The organism is Pseudomonas sp. PSKL.D1 (assembly GCF_028898945.1).
Classification (GTDB): domain Bacteria; phylum Pseudomonadota; class Gammaproteobacteria; order Pseudomonadales; family Pseudomonadaceae; genus Aquipseudomonas.
Map to the genome: position 1 here is coordinate 4,840,400 of NZ_CP118607.1, position 16,049 is coordinate 4,856,448.

Genomic DNA, 16,049 nt, shown 5'->3' on the forward strand with positions numbered 1-16,049 from the left:
GTAACCACTCTCAATTGTGACTTACAATCGGTTACATTATGCTCCGCGGCCTTCACACCTTGGGGAAGGTCTACAACAATGCGTATCAACGTACCATCTGCAGTCAGCTCACCACGCCTGATCGTCTCGGCCATCGGCGTCGCCCTCAGCGCTTCGTCCGTCTATGCCGCCGACCCGGCCGCCAATAGCGCCATCACCCTCGACGCCACCAGCGTCAACGGCAAGGCAGAACAGGCCAGCACCGACTACAAAGTCGAGAAAGCTGCCTCGCAGAAGTACACCGCACCCTTGGTGGACACCCCGCGCTCGGTCACCGTTATCCCGCAGCAAGTGATCAAGGACACCAACGCCCTGACCCTGCAGGACGCCCTGCGCACCGTGCCAGGCATTACCTTCGGCGCCGGCGAAGGCGGCAACCCGCAAGGCGACCGCCCGTTCATCCGTGGCTTCGATGCCCAAGGTGACACTTACCTGGACGGCGTGCGCGACACTGGCGCACAAACCCGCGAAATCTTCGCCATCGAATCGGTGGAAGTGGCCAAGGGCCCCAACTCGGCCATCGGTGGCCGTGGCGCCGCAGGCGGCACCATCAACCTGGTGAGCAAACGCGCCCACCTGGGCAACTCACTGGACGGTGCCTGGACCTGGGGCAGTGACCAGACCCAACGCTACACCTTCGATGGCAACTACCAGTTCAGCGACACCGTTGCCGGCCGCCTGAACCTGATGACCCACGAAAGCAACGTCGCCGGCCGCGACAAAGTCAATTACGACCGTTGGGGTATCGCCCCGTCCCTGGCCTTCGGCCTGGGCACGCCGACCCGCGTCAACCTTGACTACTACCACCTGGAAAGCGACGACCTGCCGGACTCGGGCATCCCTTACACCATCCCGACCGGTGGCAGCGGCGCACGTACCTCGGCGCATCCGAGCAAGCCGTACGACGGCGGTGACAGCGACAACTTCTACGGCCTGACCGGTCGCGACTTCCGCAAGAGCCGCGTGGACATCGCCACCATCGCCGTGGAACACGACCTGACCGACTCGCTGACCATCAAGAACACCCTGCGTCACGGCAACAGCATGCAGGACTACATCCTCACCCAGCCGGACGACAGCAAGGGCAACGTCAACAACGGCAGCGTATGGCGCCGCGCCAACACCCGCGTTGGCAACACCGCCACCACCACCAACCAGACCGACCTGTTTGGCGAGTTCTACGTGGGCGGCATGAAGAACAGCTTCTCCACCGGCATCGAGCTGAGCCGTGAAGAAAGCGAACGCTCGTCCTACACCGTCAACACCGACACCGTGCCAGGCGGCGCAGCCAACACCAACTGCACCCCGAGCATGATCGGCGCCACCAGCGGCTACAACTGCACCTCGCTGAGCAACCCGAACCCGGATGACCCGTGGAGCGGCAGCATTGCCCGCAACTACGCCGGCACCACCACCAACAGCAAGACCCGCGCGATCTACGTGTTCGACACCCTCGAACTGACGCCGGACTGGCTGCTGAACATGGGCCTGCGCTACGACCACTTCGACACCGACTACAAGACCTACACCGCAGCCGGCGCCACTACCGCCAAAGGCAAGGATGTCAGCGAGTTCGTCACCGGCCAGTTGGGCCTGGTGTGGAAGCCGGCCGAGAACGGCAGCATCTACGTGTCCTACGCCACTTCTGCCACCCCGCCAGGCTCGATGCTGGGTGAAGGAACCGAAGGCAACCCACTGGGCGGCAGCACCGATCGCAACGGCAACCTGCTGAGCAGCGACATGGAGCCGGAAGAAACCACCAACTATGAAATTGGCACCAAGTGGGATCTGCTCGACGAGCGCGTGTCCCTGACTGCCGCGCTGTTCCGCACCGAGAAGGAAAACGCCCGCGTTCAGGTGGATACCACCACCTACGAAAACGTCGGCGAAACCCGCGTGCAGGGCATCGAACTGTCGGCCAGCGGCAAGATCACCGACAAATGGCAAGTGTTCGCCGGCTACACCTACATGCAGGCCCGCCAGATCGACGGCGGCCCGCTGGGCAAAGCCAACGATGGCAATCAGCTGCCAAACACTCCGAACAACAGCGCCAGCCTGTGGACCACTTACGCGATCACGCCGAAGCTGACAGTAGGCGGTGGCGCCTTCTACGTCGACGACGTGTACGGCAGCGTGGCCAACACCACCATGGTTGACAGTTATGTGCGTTACGACGCTATGGCCGCTTACAAGCTGACCAAAAACGTCGACCTGCAACTTAACGTACAGAACCTGACCAACGAGGTGTATTACGACAAGGCCTTCTCCACCCACTTCGCCAACCAGGCGGCCGGGCGCACGGCACTGCTGACCACCAGCGTTCACTTCTAAAGCAACACCCCCAAGCCCCGTTCATTTCCATGAGCGGGGCTTTTGTGTACCAAGGCATAATGCACCCCGCGCAGTGTGCGGCAGCAAGACAAGGTGATCGATGTGTTGAAGAAGACGTTGTTCCAATTGCACTGGTTCTTTGGCATCACGGCCGGCCTGGTGCTGGCCTTGATGGGTATCACCGGGGCGCTGTATTCGTTCCAGGAAGAACTGCTGCGTGCGTTCAACGCCGATGTGCTCAAGGTCGAAGTACGCCAGGAGGGTGTATTGCCACCTGCCGAGCTGGTTCGCCGAGTCGAGGCAGAGCAAGGCGACAAAGTGTCGATGCTATGGGTCGATGTGCGTGAAGGCAACGCGGCTCGGGTCTTCTTCACACCGCCACCCGGTGAACGCCGTGGCGAGTTGCGTTATGCCGACCCTTACACCGGTGAACTCAAAGGCCAAGCCAGCGGGCAAGGCTTCTTCAACCTGATGCTGCAATTGCACCGCTTCCTTGCCATGGGCGACACCGGCCGGCAGATCACCGGTGCCTGTACCTTGATGTTGGTGTTCTTCTGCCTGTCGGGCCTTTACCTGCGCTGGCCGCGCAAGGCTTTGAACTGGCGCGTGTGGCTGACCTTCGACTGGGCCAAGAAAGGCCGCGCCTTCAATTGGGACCTGCATGCCGTGGCAGGTACCTGGTGCCTGCTGTTCTATCTTCTGTTTGCCCTCACCGGCTTGTTCTGGTCCTACGAATGGTACCGCGAAGGCCTGAACAAGTTGCTGGCCGATGCACCCGCAGCCGGCCAGCAGCAGAAGCGTGGTGAAGGCCGTGGCCGCCACGGGCCGCAGCAGGTCGACAAGAATGCCCCACCATTGGTAGTTGATTACGACGCCATCTGGGCCAACCTCAAGGCGGCCGCCGGGCCGGGCCTGGCGATGTACAACCTGCGCCTGCCTCCAGCAGGTGGCCAACCCGCCAACCTGTTCTACCTGCTGGACGACGCTGCACACCCGCGCGCGTTCAATACGCTGGTGCTGGACCCGGCCACTGGCCAGGTGAAGCGCCACGATCGCTACATCGACAAGTCCTTCAAGGCGCAACTGCTGCAAAGCGTGTACGCACTCCACGTAGGCGAATACTTCGGCATGCCGGGGCGCATCATCGTCACTATCGCCAGCCTGACCATGCCACTGTTCTTCGTCACCGGCTGGCTGCTGTACCTTGACCGCCGCCGCAAGAAACGCCAGGTACGTGCCGCACGCGGTACCGTAACGGGTGGCAATGCTGGCGCTGACAGCTGGCTGATCGGCTTTGCCAGCCAAAGTGGTTTTGCCGAACAACTGGCCTGGCAAAGCGCCGGCCAGTTGCAGGCTGCCGGCTTACCGGTGCAAGTACGTGCCTTGGCGGAGCTGGGTGAAGACGACCTGCGCCAGGCCCGCCGCGCCCTTTTCGTGGTGAGCACCTTCGGTGACGGTGAGGCCCCCGACAGTGCACGGGGCTTCGAACGCAAAGTGCTCGGCCAACCTTGGGCGCTGAACAACCTCAGCTATGCCGTGCTTGCCCTCGGCGACCGCCAGTACCCGCATTTCTGCGGCTTTGCGCGCCGCCTTCAGGCGTGGCTCGGTGAGCGCGGTGCCAGCAGCGCGTTCAGCCCGGTGGAAGTGGACAACGCCGACGCGTCGGCCCTGCAACAATGGCAGCAGGAAATCGCGCAGCTCACCGGTGCCCAGCCCGTCGCGGCATGGCAACCGCCAAGCTTTGGCAACTGGAGCCTGATCAGCCGCGAGCTGCTCAACCCCGGTAGCCAAGGCCAACCGGTCTACTTGCTTGGCCTGCGCCCTGAGGCCCCTGCAAGCTGGGAAGCCGGCGACCTGGTCGAGATTTTGCCGCTCAATGGCCAGCCGCGCATCAATACGTTCCTCAACCACATGGCACTGGATGCCAATGCCTCGGTGCAGGTCAACGGGCTGACCGAAACACTGGGCCAGGCACTGGCAGGCCGCCAACTGCCAACCCACCGGGAGCATCTGGTCGGGCTACATGCGCAAGCTGTCGTGGATGCATTGGCACCGATTGGCAGCCGTGAGTACTCGATTGCCTCGATTGCCAGCGACGGCGTGCTGGAACTGATCGTACGCCAGGAATGCCACGCGGATGGCCACCTGGGCCTTGGGTCCGGCTGGTTGACCAAATACCTCCCGGTTGGTGGCACCGTCAGCCTTCGCTTGCGCCGCAACAGCGGGTTCCACCTGCCAGATGCCGCTGCGCCAATGATCCTGATCGGCAACGGCACTGGCCTTGCCGGCCTGCGCAGCCTGATCCGGGCGCGCATCGCCAGCGGTGAACAGCACAACTGGCTGTTGTTCGGTGAGCGCAATCGGGCGCAAGACCTGTTGTGCGGCGCAGAACTGCAAGGCTGGGTTGAAAACGGCGACCTGGCACGGCTGGACCTTGCGTTCTCGCGGGATCAGGCCGAGAAGGTGTATGTGCAGGATGTATTGCTGCAGCAGGCAGATGAGTTCAAGCGCTGGATTGCCAATGGCGCGTGCGTGTATGTCTGCGGCAGTTTGCAAGGCATGGCTGCCGGGGTGGATGCGGCGCTTAACGGGATGCTGGGTGAGGAAGCCGTGCAGCAGCTGATCGAGGATGGGCGGTATCGGCGGGATGTCTATTGATTCGGAATTGATTTGAGCAGGACCGGCCTCTCGCGGATAAATCCGCTCCTACAGGAAAAATGCGTTCCCTGTAGGAGCGGATTTATCCGCGATGAGGCCGGCACAGGCTGTCAATGCAGTTCAAACGTATCCGCATCCAGGTTCGCCGGGAACCGCGTCCGGTAAGCCGCCAACTCCGCCGCCCGCAAAACCACCGTAAACACCCCATCTGCCTCCCCCGCACTCAGCAGGCTTTCACCCTGGAAGTCCAGCACCTGGCTGTCCCCCGAATAGGCAAAGCCCTTGCCATCGGTGCCCACCCGGTTCACCGCTGCCACGAAGCACAGGTTTTCGATACCCCGCGCTGGCAGCAAACGGTTCCAGTGCTGGCGCCGTGCTGCTGGCCAGTTTGCGGTGTACAGCAAAAGGTCTGTGTCCTGGGCATCGCGGCTCCACACCGGGAAGCGCAAGTCGTAGCAGATCAGCGGGCGAATGCGCCAGCCATTCAATTCGAACTGAACCTGACGCTCACCGGGGGTGTAGTGCTTGTGTTCGCCGGCCATGCGGAACAGGTGGCGCTTGTCGTAATGCAGGATTTCGCCATCCGGCCTCGCCCACAGCAGGCGGTTGCGGTGGCTGCCATCAGCGGCCTGGATGATCACGCTGCCGGTCACCACTGCATTGATGCGCTTGGCCTGGGCCTTCAGCCACTTGTAGGTCGGGCCATTCTCCGGCTCTGCCAGGCTCTGCGACTCCATGGAAAAACCGGTAGTGAACATCTCGGGCAGGATCACCAGGTCAACATCGCCCGCCTGGTCCAGCAGCACCTCGAAGTGGGCATAATTGGCATCGCGGTCATGCCAGGCCAACGTGGTCTGGACCAGGGCGATTTTCAGGTTGGGCAGTGCACTCAGATCACGCATAGTTTTTCCGCTGCCTGGCGCAGCGTCTCCTCTCGTTTGGCAAAGCACAGGCGCACCAAGCGTTGCTCGGGGATGGGTTGCTGATAGAACACCGACACCGGGATGGTTGCCACGCCATGTTCGCGGGTCAGCCACAATGCCATCTCGACATCGTTCAGGTCGGGGCGGATCTGCGAGTAGTCCACCAGCTGGAAGTACGTACCCGCCGTGCGGGTGAAGGTGAAGCGCGAGCCTTCGAGCAGGTCGCAGAACAGATCACGCTTGGCCTGGTAGAAGCCCGGCAGCTCATCCAGATGCTGCGGGTGCTCGGCCATGAAGTCGGCCAGCGCGCATTGCAGCGGCGTAACGCCACAGAAGTTGACGTACTGATGCACCTTGCGCAGTTCTGCGCTCAAAGCCGGTGGTGCAATGACGTAGCCAGTCTTCCAGCCCGTCACGTGGTAGGTCTTGCCGAACGAGCTGACCACGAAGGCCTTCTGATACAGCGCCTCATGGGCCAGCACGCTGGCGTGGCGCACACCGTCATAGACCAGGTGCTCATACACTTCGTCACTGACCAGGTAGATGTCCCGGTCGCCAATCAGCTGGGCCAGTTGGTCGAGGTCTGCGCGGGTAATCAGAGCACCGCTAGGGTTGTGCGGCGAATTGAGGATCACCATGCGCGTGCGCGGGCTCAATGCATCGCTGAATTTTTGCCAGTCAATGCGAAAATCGCCATCGCTGAGCTGTACGTGCACGCAGCGGCCGCCGGCCAGCTCTACAGAAGGCTCGTAACTGTCGTAGCAGGGATCGAAGACGATCACCTCGTCACCGGCATGGATCACTGCTTGAATAGCGCAGAAGATTGCCTCGGTGGCACCGGGGGTGATGGTGACCTCTTGATCGGCATCGACCTTGGCGCCATACAGGCGCTCGACTTTGGCAGCCACTTGCTGACGCAGGGCTGGCAAACCGGTCATCGGCGCATACTGGTTATGCCCGGCGGCTACATGGCGGCCAACCGCATCGAGCAGCGCCTGCGGGCCATTGAAATCGGGGAAGCCTTGCGAAAGGTTGAGCGCGCCGGTTTGCACGGCGAGCTGGGACATGGTGGTGAAGATGGTCGTGCCGACGTTCGGCAGTTTGCTGCGAATCATGGAGCCCTCTTTCCTGGGGTGTATCCGGCACGGGATGGAGACCGAGCATAGCGGATCGAGCAGTCAGGAAAAAGGTTGAAACAATAAGGGATTGCGCTGGGTCAACCGGCCTCATCGCGGCTGAAGCCGCTCCCACAGGTGCTGCACTGCCCCTGTAGGAGCGGCTTTAGCCGCGATGAAGTTAACGCGGAATCAGCGCTTGTCGCGGCGCTTCTTCTCGGCCTTCTTGTGGTGCGACATCAAGCGGCGCTTCTTGTTGACCTGGCGATCGGTGAGGGTGTTCTTCTTACCCTCATACGGGTTCTCACCACCCTTGTACTCAATACGGATCGGCGTACCGACCAGTTTCAGCACACGGCGGTAAGTGTTCTCCAGGTAACGCGAGTACGACTTCGGAATCTTGTCGGTCTGGTTACCGTGAATCACGATCAACGGCGGGTTGGCACCACCCAGGTGGGCATAGCGCAGCTTGATACGTCGGCCGTTGACCAGCGGTGGCTGGTGCTCGCTGACCGCATCTTCAAGGATTTGGGTCAGGCGGCTGGTCGGCCAGCGGGTAACCGCCGACTTGAACGCGGCCTGCACCGACTTGTACAGGTGGCCCACGCCAGTGCCATGCAAGGCAGAAATGAAGTGAATGTCGGCAAAGTCGACGAAGAACAGCCGGCGCTCCAGCTCGGTCTTCACGTAGTCGCGCTCGCCCGACTCCATGCCATCCCACTTGTTCAGGGCGATAACGATGGCGCGGCCGGCTTCAAGCGCGAAGCCCAGCAGGTTCAGGTCGTGGTCCACCACGCCTTCGCGGGCGTCCATGACGAAGATCACCACGTTGGCGTCCTTGATCGCCTGCAGGGTCTTCACCACCGAGAACTTCTCGACTTCCTCGTGGATCTTGCCGCGCTTGCGCACCCCGGCAGTATCAATGAAGGTGTACTTCTCGTCATCGCGCTCGAACGGGATGTAGATACTGTCGCGTGTGGTACCCGGCTGGTCATACACCACCACACGCTCTTCGCCGAGCATACGGTTGACCAGGGTGGACTTGCCCACGTTCGGGCGGCCGATGATGGCAATCTTGATGCCATCCTTTTCGCTCGGGCCTGGAATACGTATGGCTTCTTCGCCTTCGGCGACTTCGGCGTCCAGTGCCTCCTCGACCTGATCACGCGGAATGTGACCAAGCACCGATTCCATCAGTGCATTGATGCCACGGCCCTGGGAACCAGCCACCGGAATGGCGTTGCCCATGCCCAGCGGCGAGAACTCGGCGCGGGCGACGTCGGCGTCGATGTTGTCGATCTTGTTGGCGACCAGAATCGCCGACTTGTTGCGCTTGCGCAGGTGCTCGGCAATCATCTGGTCAGCGGCGGTCATACCGGCGCGGGCGTCGACCAGGAACAGCACATAGTCGGCTTCTTCGATGGCCATGAGCGACTGCTCGGCCATCTTCTCGTCCATGCCCACTTCGTCACCGGTGATACCACCCGTGTCGATCAGGATGAACGAACGACCCTGCCAGGTGGCATCACCATACTGGCGGTCACGGGTCAGACCCGACAAGTCACCGACGATGGCATCGCGGGTTTTGGTCAGGCGGTTGAACATGGTGGATTTGCCGACGTTCGGCCGTCCCACCAGGGCGATTACGGGAACCATGCGGCTCTCCACTCTTGAATTCTTGAAAATGCAAAGGCCGCTGCAAGGCAGCGGCCGGAGTTCGGGCGGCGCATCATGCGCCGCAGCCTGAAGCCCGCCAAGGCTTCAAGCATAGCTTCAGCGGATGGTCAGTGCCTCGAGCTTGCCGCTGTTGCCAAAGACATAAATGGTGTCACCGACCACCAATGGGCGGGCGCGCAGGCCATCACTGTCGATACGCTCACGGCCGACGAAACGGCCATCGACCTGGCTAAGCAGGTGCAAGTAACCTTCGAAGTCACCTACCGCCACGTAGCTGGAGAACACTTCCGGCGCCGACAACTGACGGCGAGCCATCGAGTCGTTGGTCCACAGGGCGCTGGAAGAACGCTCGTCAACGCTTTCAACCGTGCCCGAAGCTTCGCTCACGTAGACGTTGCCGTAGCCCTGGGCGACACCCACGTAGCTGGAGGCATCACGCTGCCACAGCACGCGGCCGCTTTCCAGGTCCAGGCCCGCTACGCGGCCCTGGTAGGTGCCAACGTAGAGGGTTTCACCCGACAGCAGCAGGCCACCGTCGATGTCGACCACACGGTCCAGCTCAGAACGGCCTTGCGGGATGGCCACACGGCTTTCCCACACAGGCACACCATTGTTGATGTCCACTGCCACCACCTTGCCGGTGGACAGGCCAGCGACGGCCAGGCGGTTGGTCGCGATCGGCGCGCCGGTGCCACGCAGGGTCAGCACCGCCGGGGTGCTCTCGTAGATCCAGCGGCGGTCGCCGGTGGCGGCATCCAGGCCAATCAAGCGGTCATCCTGGGTTTGCACCACAACAACGTCACCGTTGTTGGCAGGCGGCGCCAGTACTTCGCTGGTAACGCGAGAGCGCCAGCGCTCTTCACCGGTGCTGGAATCCAGCGCGATGACTTCACCCTTGAGCGTGCCAAGCATGACCAGGCCATAGCCAACGCCTACGGCGCCAGACACGGGCAGTTCCAGGTCTTTCTTCCACACCACGTCGCCGGTCAGGCGATCGAGGGCGAACACTTCGCCGTTGACGTCGGAGGCGTAGATGCGGTCGTTCTCGATAGCCGGAACCAGGGTATTGTAGGTTTCACCCTGGCCGTCACCGATCGAACGGCTCCACTGCTTCTTCAGCACCACTTCCTCGGTGAACTTGGTCAGCTCGGCCGGGGGCAGTTCCTTCTTGCTGTTGCTGCTGCAACCTGCGGCCAGTACGGCCAGGGTCAGCACTGCTGCTTGTTTCCAACCGATCACGTCACGCGTCCCCTTTGGCCAGGTCGTCCAGCTTCAGTTGCAGGCCACCGACTGCGGCGTCGTCAGACAGCGCGGCCTTGGCTTTTTCGTATGCGCTGTGGGCATCGTCGGCACGACCCAGCTGCACCAGCAGGTCGCCCTTCAATTCTTCACGGCTGGCCAGGAAGGCCTTGTCGGCATCGCCATCAAGCAGCTTGAGTGCGTCTTCGGCCTTGTTCTGGGCCGCAAGTACGCGGGCCAGGCGCTGGCGCGAAATTTCGCCCAGGGTGGCATCGGCCGGCTTGTCCAGCACGCCTTTCAGCTCGGCTGCGGCGTCGTCAAGCTTGCCACTCTCGACTGCGACCTTAGCCACGAACAGGCTGCCGTATTGGGCGTACGGCGTACCGCCGAACTCGCTCTTGAGCTTGCCAGCCAGCTCGGCGACCTTGGTCGCGTCAGGCTGGCCGGTCGGCGTCAGGCTGGTTTCCAGCAGCGCCTGATAAAGCGCCGAGGCACCTTGCGACTGGTTGTTCTGGTACTTGTGCCAGGTATTCCAGCCCAACACCACAACACCGGCCAGCAGGGCACCGGTCAGCAGCGGCTTGCCGTTGCGGTTCCACCAGTCCTTGACCCCTGCCAGGTCATCATCATCGGTACTCGACACCCCAATACTCCTTTTCGCCTATTCGCTTGTTGAACCGCGTTACGCTTGCGCGACCGCGGTTTCCAGGTGCTCGGCAAGAGCATCCCAGGCAATGTTCTGTTGTTCGCCCTGGCCACGCAGGGGCTTCACGCCGACAACGTTGTTGGCAAGCTCGTCGTCGCCCAGAATCAGGGCGAACAGCGCGTTGCTCTTGTCGGCTTTCTTGAACTGGCTCTTGAAGCTGCCACCACCGGCATTCACCGCCAGGCGCAGGTTCGGCAGGCGGTCACGCAGGCGCTCGGACAACTTCAGGCCAGCCAGTTCGGCCTGCTCGCCGAAGGCACACAGGTACACATCAACCTGACGGTTGATGGACTCCGGCACCTTGCCGAGCGTTTCCAGCAGCAGGATCAGGCGCTCGATACCCATGGCGAAACCAACGCCCGGGGTCGGCTTGCCGCCCATCTGCTCGACCAGGCCGTCGTAACGGCCACCGGCACACACGGTACCCTGGGCGCCGAGCTTGTCGGTAACCCACTCGAACACGGTTTTGCTGTAGTAATCCAGGCCACGCACCAGCTTGGTGTTGATCACGAACGGAATGCCGGCCGCGTCCAGACGGGCCTTGAGGCCCTCGAAGTGCACGCGGGACTCTTGGTCCAGGTAGTCTTCCAGCTTCGGTGCGCCAACAAGTACCGCCTGGGTGTTCTGGTCCTTGCTGTCGAGGATGCGCAGCGGGTTGCTCTTCAGGCGGCGCTGGCTGTCTTCATCGAGTTGCTCCAGGCGCGCCGAGAGGAACTCGACCAGCGCGTCACGGTAGCGGGCACGGGCTTCACTGGTGCCCAGACTGTTCAGTTCGAGCTTGACCGCATCCTGGATGCCCAGCAGGCCCCACAGGCGCCAGGTCAGCATGATCAGTTCGGCGTCGATGTCCGGGCCGTCCAGGTTGAACACTTCCACGCCAATCTGGTGGAACTGGCGGTAGCGGCCCTTCTGCGGGCGCTCGTGGCGGAACATCTGGCCGATGTACCACAGCTTCTGCACCTGGCCATTACCGGTGATGCCATGCTCGAGTACGGCGCGCACGCAGGCTGCGGTGCCTTCAGGGCGCAGGGTGAGCGAATCGCCGTTGCGGTCCTCGAAGGTGTACATCTCTTTTTCGACGATGTCGGTAACTTCGCCGATCGAGCGTTTGAACAGCTCGGTGAACTCGACGATCGGCGTACGGATCTGGCTGTACCCATAGGTATCCAGCAGGCCGGCCACGGTGCCCTCGAAGTAGCGCCACAGCGGCGACTGCTCTGGCAGGATGTCGTTCATGCCACGGATGGCTTGCAGCGATTTGCTCACGAAAAGTCCTTACGAATCTGTGTGTCAGCCGCGGGCGATCAGCGCCGCGTCGGCCTCGACCTTTTCGGCCGCTTTCTGGCGGATGAGCTTTTCCAGCTCATCGACCAGGTTGTCATTGGTCAGCTTCTGCGCCGGCTTGCCGTCGATGTAGATCAGGTTCGGCGTGCCACCGGTCAGCCCCACATGGGCTTCCTTGGCTTCGCCGGGGCCATTGACCACGCAACCGATCACCGCGACGTCCAGCGGCACCAGCAGGTCTTCAAGGCGCCCTTCCAGCTCGTTCATGGTCTTGACCACATCGAAGTTCTGCCGCGAGCAACTCGGGCAGGCGATGAAGTTGATGCCACGCGAACGCAGGTGCAGCGACTTGAGGATGTCGTAGCCGACTTTCACTTCCTCGACCGGGTCGGCCGCCAGCGAAATGCGAATGGTGTCGCCAATGCCTTCGGCCAGCAGCATACCGAGGCCAACGGCAGATTTCACCGTCCCCGAGCGCAGGCCACCGGCTTCGGTGATACCCAGGTGCAACGGCTGGATGATCTGCTTGGCCAGCAGGCGGTAGGCTTCGACGGCCATGAACACGTCGGAAGCCTTCACGCTCACCTTGAAGTCCTGGAAGTTCAGGCGGTCCAGGTGCTCCACATGCCGCAGGGCCGACTCAACCAGTGCGGCCGGGGTTGGCTCGCCATACTTCTTCTGCAGGTCTTTTTCCAGCGAACCGGCGTTTACGCCAATACGGATCGGGATGCCGCGGTCACGGGCGGCATCGACTACCGCACGCACACGGTCTTCGCGGCCGATGTTGCCCGGGTTGATACGCAGGCAATCCACACCAAGCTCGGCCACGCGCAGTGCAATCTTGTAGTCGAAATGAATGTCGGCGACCAGCGGCACGCTGACCAGTTGCTTGATTTTGCCGAAGGCTTCGGCAGCGTCCATGTCCGGTACCGAAACGCGCACGATGTCCACGCCGGCATCGACCAGGCGCTGGATCTGCGCCACGGTGGCGGCGACATCGTTGGTGTCGGTGTTGGTCATGCTCTGCACCGCGATGGGCGCATCACCACCCACCGGCACATTACCGACCCAGATTTTGCGGGATTCGCGACGTTTGATCGGAGATTCGCCGTGCATGACTTACTGTCCCAACTTCAGGCGAGCGGTTTCGCCACTGGTGAACGGGGCAACATCGACGGCCTGGCCGTTGTAGCTGACCTGGGCGCCGCGGGCAAAGCCCAGGCGTACCGCAAACGGCGGCTTGCCGGTCAGCTCCAGGCTGTCGCCCTTGCGCTTGATGGCACTGAACAGCACCTTGCCGTTGCCATCAGAGACCTGAGTCCAGCAATCGGCGGTAAATTGGATGGCGACCTTGGCACTGCCAGCTGGCACCGCTACAGGTGCGGCAGGCTCAGCGGCGGCAACCGCGGGCACGCTGGCAACCGGTGCCACTGGTGCGGCAGGCGCAGGGGCAGCAACTTGAGCGGGTGGCTGGCTGGCCGGTGCGGGCGCGGCCTGTACCGGTGCGGTTGCTGGCGCAGCGGCGGCCGGAGCGGGCTCGGTGGTGGCCTGGGCTACCGACTCAACCGGCGCCTGCTCCAATGGCAGCGGTGCGCTTTCAGCTTGTTGGCCAGCGGTCACGGCCTGATCTTCAGGCTCGTCAAGCGGGTGAATCTGGGTGGTGCCATCGGCACTTTCGACTTCGACATGCTCCAGGGCAATCTTGGCCAGGTCCTTGCCACGCAGGCTGGTCTGGTCCTGCCACCATACAAAGCTGCCACCGACCACGGCCACCAGCAGCAACAGGCTGACACCGCGCAGGATATTGTGCGAAAGGCGCACCGGCTCTTCGATGCGGCCCAACGAATGAACATCGCTGCCCTTGGCGTGGGTGCCGGTGTACTTGTCGAAAGCCTCGACCAACGGGGCCTGGTCCAAGTCCATGAGCTTGGCGTAGGCGCGAATATAGCCACGGGCGAAGGTATGCCCTGGCAGCTTGTCGAAGGCACCGGTTTCCACGTGGTTCAACGAACTTACGGTGAGGTTGAGCTTGCGAGCCACCTCGGCTTGGGACCACTCCCGTTTTTCGCGGGCCTGGCGCAACAGCTCACCGGGGTTCTGGCCAGTCGCTGCTGCTACTTCGGGATGCGCGGCTTTCATCGTTGCTCCGACAGGTATTGCTGATATTCCGGCGTACCGGGATAAAGTCGTTGTAATTGCTGGCCCAGCTCGGCCAGTGTGCCCTGCTCGTCAAACACCCGGGCAAGGCGGCTGCCCAGCAGCAAGCTGCGGGCGCTGTGTTCGCTCAACTGGCTGAAACGATCGTAGTAATCCCGGGCCGGCACATAATGCCTGCTTTCGTAGGACAACTCAGCCATTTCCAGCAACGCCCTGGGCTGCCGCTGGTTGAGCTGCAGTGCCTTGGTCAGGTAAGCGTGTGCCTGGTCGCGATTATCAAGTTTCAGAGCGGTCAGGCCAAGGTTCTCATACACCCGCGAGCGCTCAGGATACAGGGTATCGCCGCTGGCAAGGCGAAACATCTGCTCGGCTTCGGCAAAACGTTGCTGAGCATATAGGAAACTGCCGTAGTTGTTGCGAATTCGCGTGTCGTTCGGGCGCGCAGAGAGTGCTTTTTTGAAGTGGGTCTCGGCTAACGAGGGCTCAGCTTCGGCCTGAAACACCAAGGCCAGTGCCGCGTGGGCATCAGCGTCCGTGTTGTTTAGCGTCAGCGCCTTGCCCAATGGCGCCTTGGCCTGCTCGGTCAAACCTTGTTGCAAATAACCCAGCCCAAGCTGCACGTACGCCTGCCCGGCCGCCTCGCGCCCCTGCCGGCTGGCCAAGGGGTCGCTCGCACCGCCCGACACGCAGCCGGCCAGCAGCGAAAGCGCAAGGATCGACAGCGCGGCGCGCAGGCTCATGGCGGTGACTCAGTGACGCGCGGCGCTGTCTTGCAGCTCGGCGTCTGTAGCCAGCTGGCGCACGGCGATGTAGCGCTCGCTTCGGCGGGTGCGGTCGTTGACCTGGCCGACCAACTGGCCGCAGGCCGCATCGATGTCGTCACCACGGGTGGTGCGGGTGGTGACGTTGAAACCACCGTGGTGCAGCAGGTCCTGGAAGCGGCGAATCGCGTTATTGCTTGGGCGCTCGTAACCCGAATGAGGGAACGGGTTGAACGGGATCAGGTTGATCTTGCACGGTACGTCACGCAGCAGTTCGATCATCTGCGCGGCATGCTCAGGCTGGTCGTTGACGTCCTTGAGCAGGGTGTATTCGATGGTGAGCACACGCTTGCCGCCCAGGGTCGACATGTAGCCCATGCACGATTCGAGCAGCATCTTCAGCGGGTACTTCTTGTTGATCGGTACCAGCTTGTTGCGCAGCTCGTCATTCGGTGCGTGTAGCGACAGGGCCAGCGACACGTCTATGTGCTTGGCCAACTCGTCGATCATCGGCACCACGCCCGAGGTGGACAGGGTGACGCGACGTTTGGAAATGCCATAGCCCAGATCTTCCATCATGATCTTCATGGCGGCGATGACATTGTCGAAATTCAGCAGGGGTTCGCCCATGCCCATCATGACCACGTTGGTAATCGCGCGGTCGATCTTGGCCGGTACGGTCCCGAAGGATTTGTTGGCAAGCCACACCTGGCCGATCACTTCGGCGGCAGTGAGGTTGCTGTTGAAGCCTTGCTTGCCGGTGGAGCAGAAACTGCAGTCCAGCGCACAGCCGGCTTGCGACGAAACGCAGAGGGTGCCGCGGTCGTCGGTGGGGATGTAGACGGTTTCTACGCAACTGCCAGAGGCAACGCGGACCACCCACTTGCGGGTGCCGTCGGCGGAAATGTCTTCACTGACCACTTCCGGGCCCCGAATCTCGGCAACGGCCTCGAGCTTTTCGCGCAAGACCTTGCCGACATTGGTCATGGCGGCGAAGTCGTCGACGCCAAAATGGTGAATCCACTTCATGACCTGACCGGCACGAAAGCGCTTCTCCCCGATCGAGTCGAAGAACTGTTCCATTTCCTGCAGGGTCAGCCCCAACAGGTTGATTTTGCCGGTAGATGTCGTCATGGATTCACCCTCACCCGTAAGCTTT

General features: G+C 62.1%; 12 protein-coding genes. 2 read left to right on the plus strand and 10 right to left on the minus strand.

Going from position 1 to position 16,049, the window contains the following annotated elements; translation table 11 throughout:
• Positions 1-78: 78 nt before the first annotated feature.
• Positions 79-2,370, plus strand: a complete 2,292-nt coding sequence (locus tag PVV54_RS21635; protein WP_274907193.1) for a TonB-dependent receptor — start codon at positions 79-81, stop codon at positions 2,368-2,370.
• Positions 2,371-2,472: 102 nt separating this feature from the next.
• The gene (locus tag PVV54_RS21640; RefSeq protein ID WP_274907194.1) at positions 2,473-5,028 is read left to right on the plus strand and encodes a sulfite reductase flavoprotein subunit alpha; all 2,556 of its coding nucleotides are present in this window, start codon (positions 2,473-2,475) and stop codon (positions 5,026-5,028) included.
• 110 nt (positions 5,029-5,138) lie between these two features.
• Here the strand turns inward: PVV54_RS21640 and PVV54_RS21645 are convergent, their stop codons facing one another.
• The 10 genes from PVV54_RS21645 to rlmN all read right to left on the minus strand — a co-directional run bounded on the left by PVV54_RS21645 (position 5,139) and on the right by rlmN (position 16,024).
• Positions 5,139-5,930 carry an amidohydrolase gene (locus tag PVV54_RS21645; RefSeq protein WP_274907195.1) on the minus strand — a complete coding sequence of 264 codons (792 nt, stop codon included), beginning with the start codon at positions 5,928-5,930 and terminating at the stop codon, positions 5,139-5,141.
• Positions 5,918-7,066, minus strand: a complete 1,149-nt coding sequence (locus PVV54_RS21650; RefSeq protein WP_274907196.1) for a pyridoxal phosphate-dependent aminotransferase — start codon at positions 7,064-7,066, stop codon at positions 5,918-5,920. The genes PVV54_RS21645 and PVV54_RS21650 overlap by 13 nt, the downstream gene beginning before the upstream one ends.
• A 192-nt stretch (positions 7,067-7,258) precedes the next feature.
• Positions 7,259-8,722 (minus strand): ribosome biogenesis GTPase Der, encoded by a 1,464-nt coding sequence (gene der / locus PVV54_RS21655; protein WP_274907197.1) that lies wholly within the window; start codon positions 8,720-8,722, stop codon positions 7,259-7,261.
• A 117-nt stretch (positions 8,723-8,839) separates the two neighbouring features.
• Positions 8,840-9,982 (minus strand): outer membrane protein assembly factor BamB, encoded by a 1,143-nt coding sequence (gene bamB, locus PVV54_RS21660; protein WP_274907198.1) that lies wholly within the window; start codon positions 9,980-9,982, stop codon positions 8,840-8,842.
• A gap of 1 nt (position 9,983) precedes the next feature.
• Complete coding sequence (locus PVV54_RS21665) at positions 9,984-10,625, minus strand: tetratricopeptide repeat protein (protein WP_274907199.1); 642 nt, start codon at positions 10,623-10,625, stop codon at positions 9,984-9,986.
• A 39-nt stretch (positions 10,626-10,664) separates the two neighbouring features.
• Positions 10,665-11,954 carry a histidine--tRNA ligase gene (hisS, locus tag PVV54_RS21670; RefSeq protein ID WP_274907200.1) on the minus strand — a complete coding sequence of 430 codons (1,290 nt, stop codon included), beginning with the start codon at positions 11,952-11,954 and terminating at the stop codon, positions 10,665-10,667.
• 24 nt (positions 11,955-11,978) lie between these two features.
• Positions 11,979-13,088, minus strand: a complete 1,110-nt coding sequence (gene ispG / locus PVV54_RS21675; protein WP_274907201.1) for a flavodoxin-dependent (E)-4-hydroxy-3-methylbut-2-enyl-diphosphate synthase — start codon at positions 13,086-13,088, stop codon at positions 11,979-11,981.
• 3 nt (positions 13,089-13,091) lie between these two features.
• On the minus strand, positions 13,092-14,111 hold the full coding sequence (locus PVV54_RS21680) for a RodZ domain-containing protein (protein ID WP_274907202.1): 1,020 nt from the start codon (positions 14,109-14,111) through the stop codon (positions 13,092-13,094).
• Positions 14,108-14,869: a type IV pilus biogenesis/stability protein PilW gene (gene pilW / locus PVV54_RS21685; protein ID WP_274907203.1), complete on the minus strand. Its 762-nt coding sequence runs from the start codon at positions 14,867-14,869 to the stop codon at positions 14,108-14,110. Before pilW ends, PVV54_RS21680 begins: the two co-directional genes overlap by 4 nt.
• Before the next feature lie 9 nt (positions 14,870-14,878).
• On the minus strand, positions 14,879-16,024 hold the full coding sequence (rlmN, locus tag PVV54_RS21690; protein WP_274907204.1) for a 23S rRNA (adenine(2503)-C(2))-methyltransferase RlmN: 1,146 nt from the start codon (positions 16,022-16,024) through the stop codon (positions 14,879-14,881).
• Positions 16,025-16,049 lie beyond the last annotated feature (25 nt).

Coding starts and splice junctions, on each gene's coding strand:
- PVV54_RS21635 (WP_274907193.1), top strand. CDS start 79: ATGCGTATCAACGTACCATCTGCAGTCAGCTCACCACGCCTGATCGTC.
- PVV54_RS21645 (WP_274907195.1), bottom strand. CDS start 5,930: ATGCGTGATCTGAGTGCACTGCCCAACCTGAAAATCGCCCTGGTCCAG.
- PVV54_RS21650 (WP_274907196.1), bottom strand. CDS start 7,066: ATGATTCGCAGCAAACTGCCGAACGTCGGCACGACCATCTTCACCACC.
- der (WP_274907197.1), bottom strand. CDS start 8,722: ATGGTTCCCGTAATCGCCCTGGTGGGACGGCCGAACGTCGGCAAATCC.
- ispG (WP_274907201.1), bottom strand. CDS start 13,088: ATGCACGGCGAATCTCCGATCAAACGTCGCGAATCCCGCAAAATCTGG.
- PVV54_RS21680 (WP_274907202.1), bottom strand. CDS start 14,111: ATGAAAGCCGCGCATCCCGAAGTAGCAGCAGCGACTGGCCAGAACCCC.
- pilW (WP_274907203.1), bottom strand. CDS start 14,869: ATGAGCCTGCGCGCCGCGCTGTCGATCCTTGCGCTTTCGCTGCTGGCC.
- rlmN (WP_274907204.1), bottom strand. CDS start 16,024: ATGACGACATCTACCGGCAAAATCAACCTGTTGGGGCTGACCCTGCAG.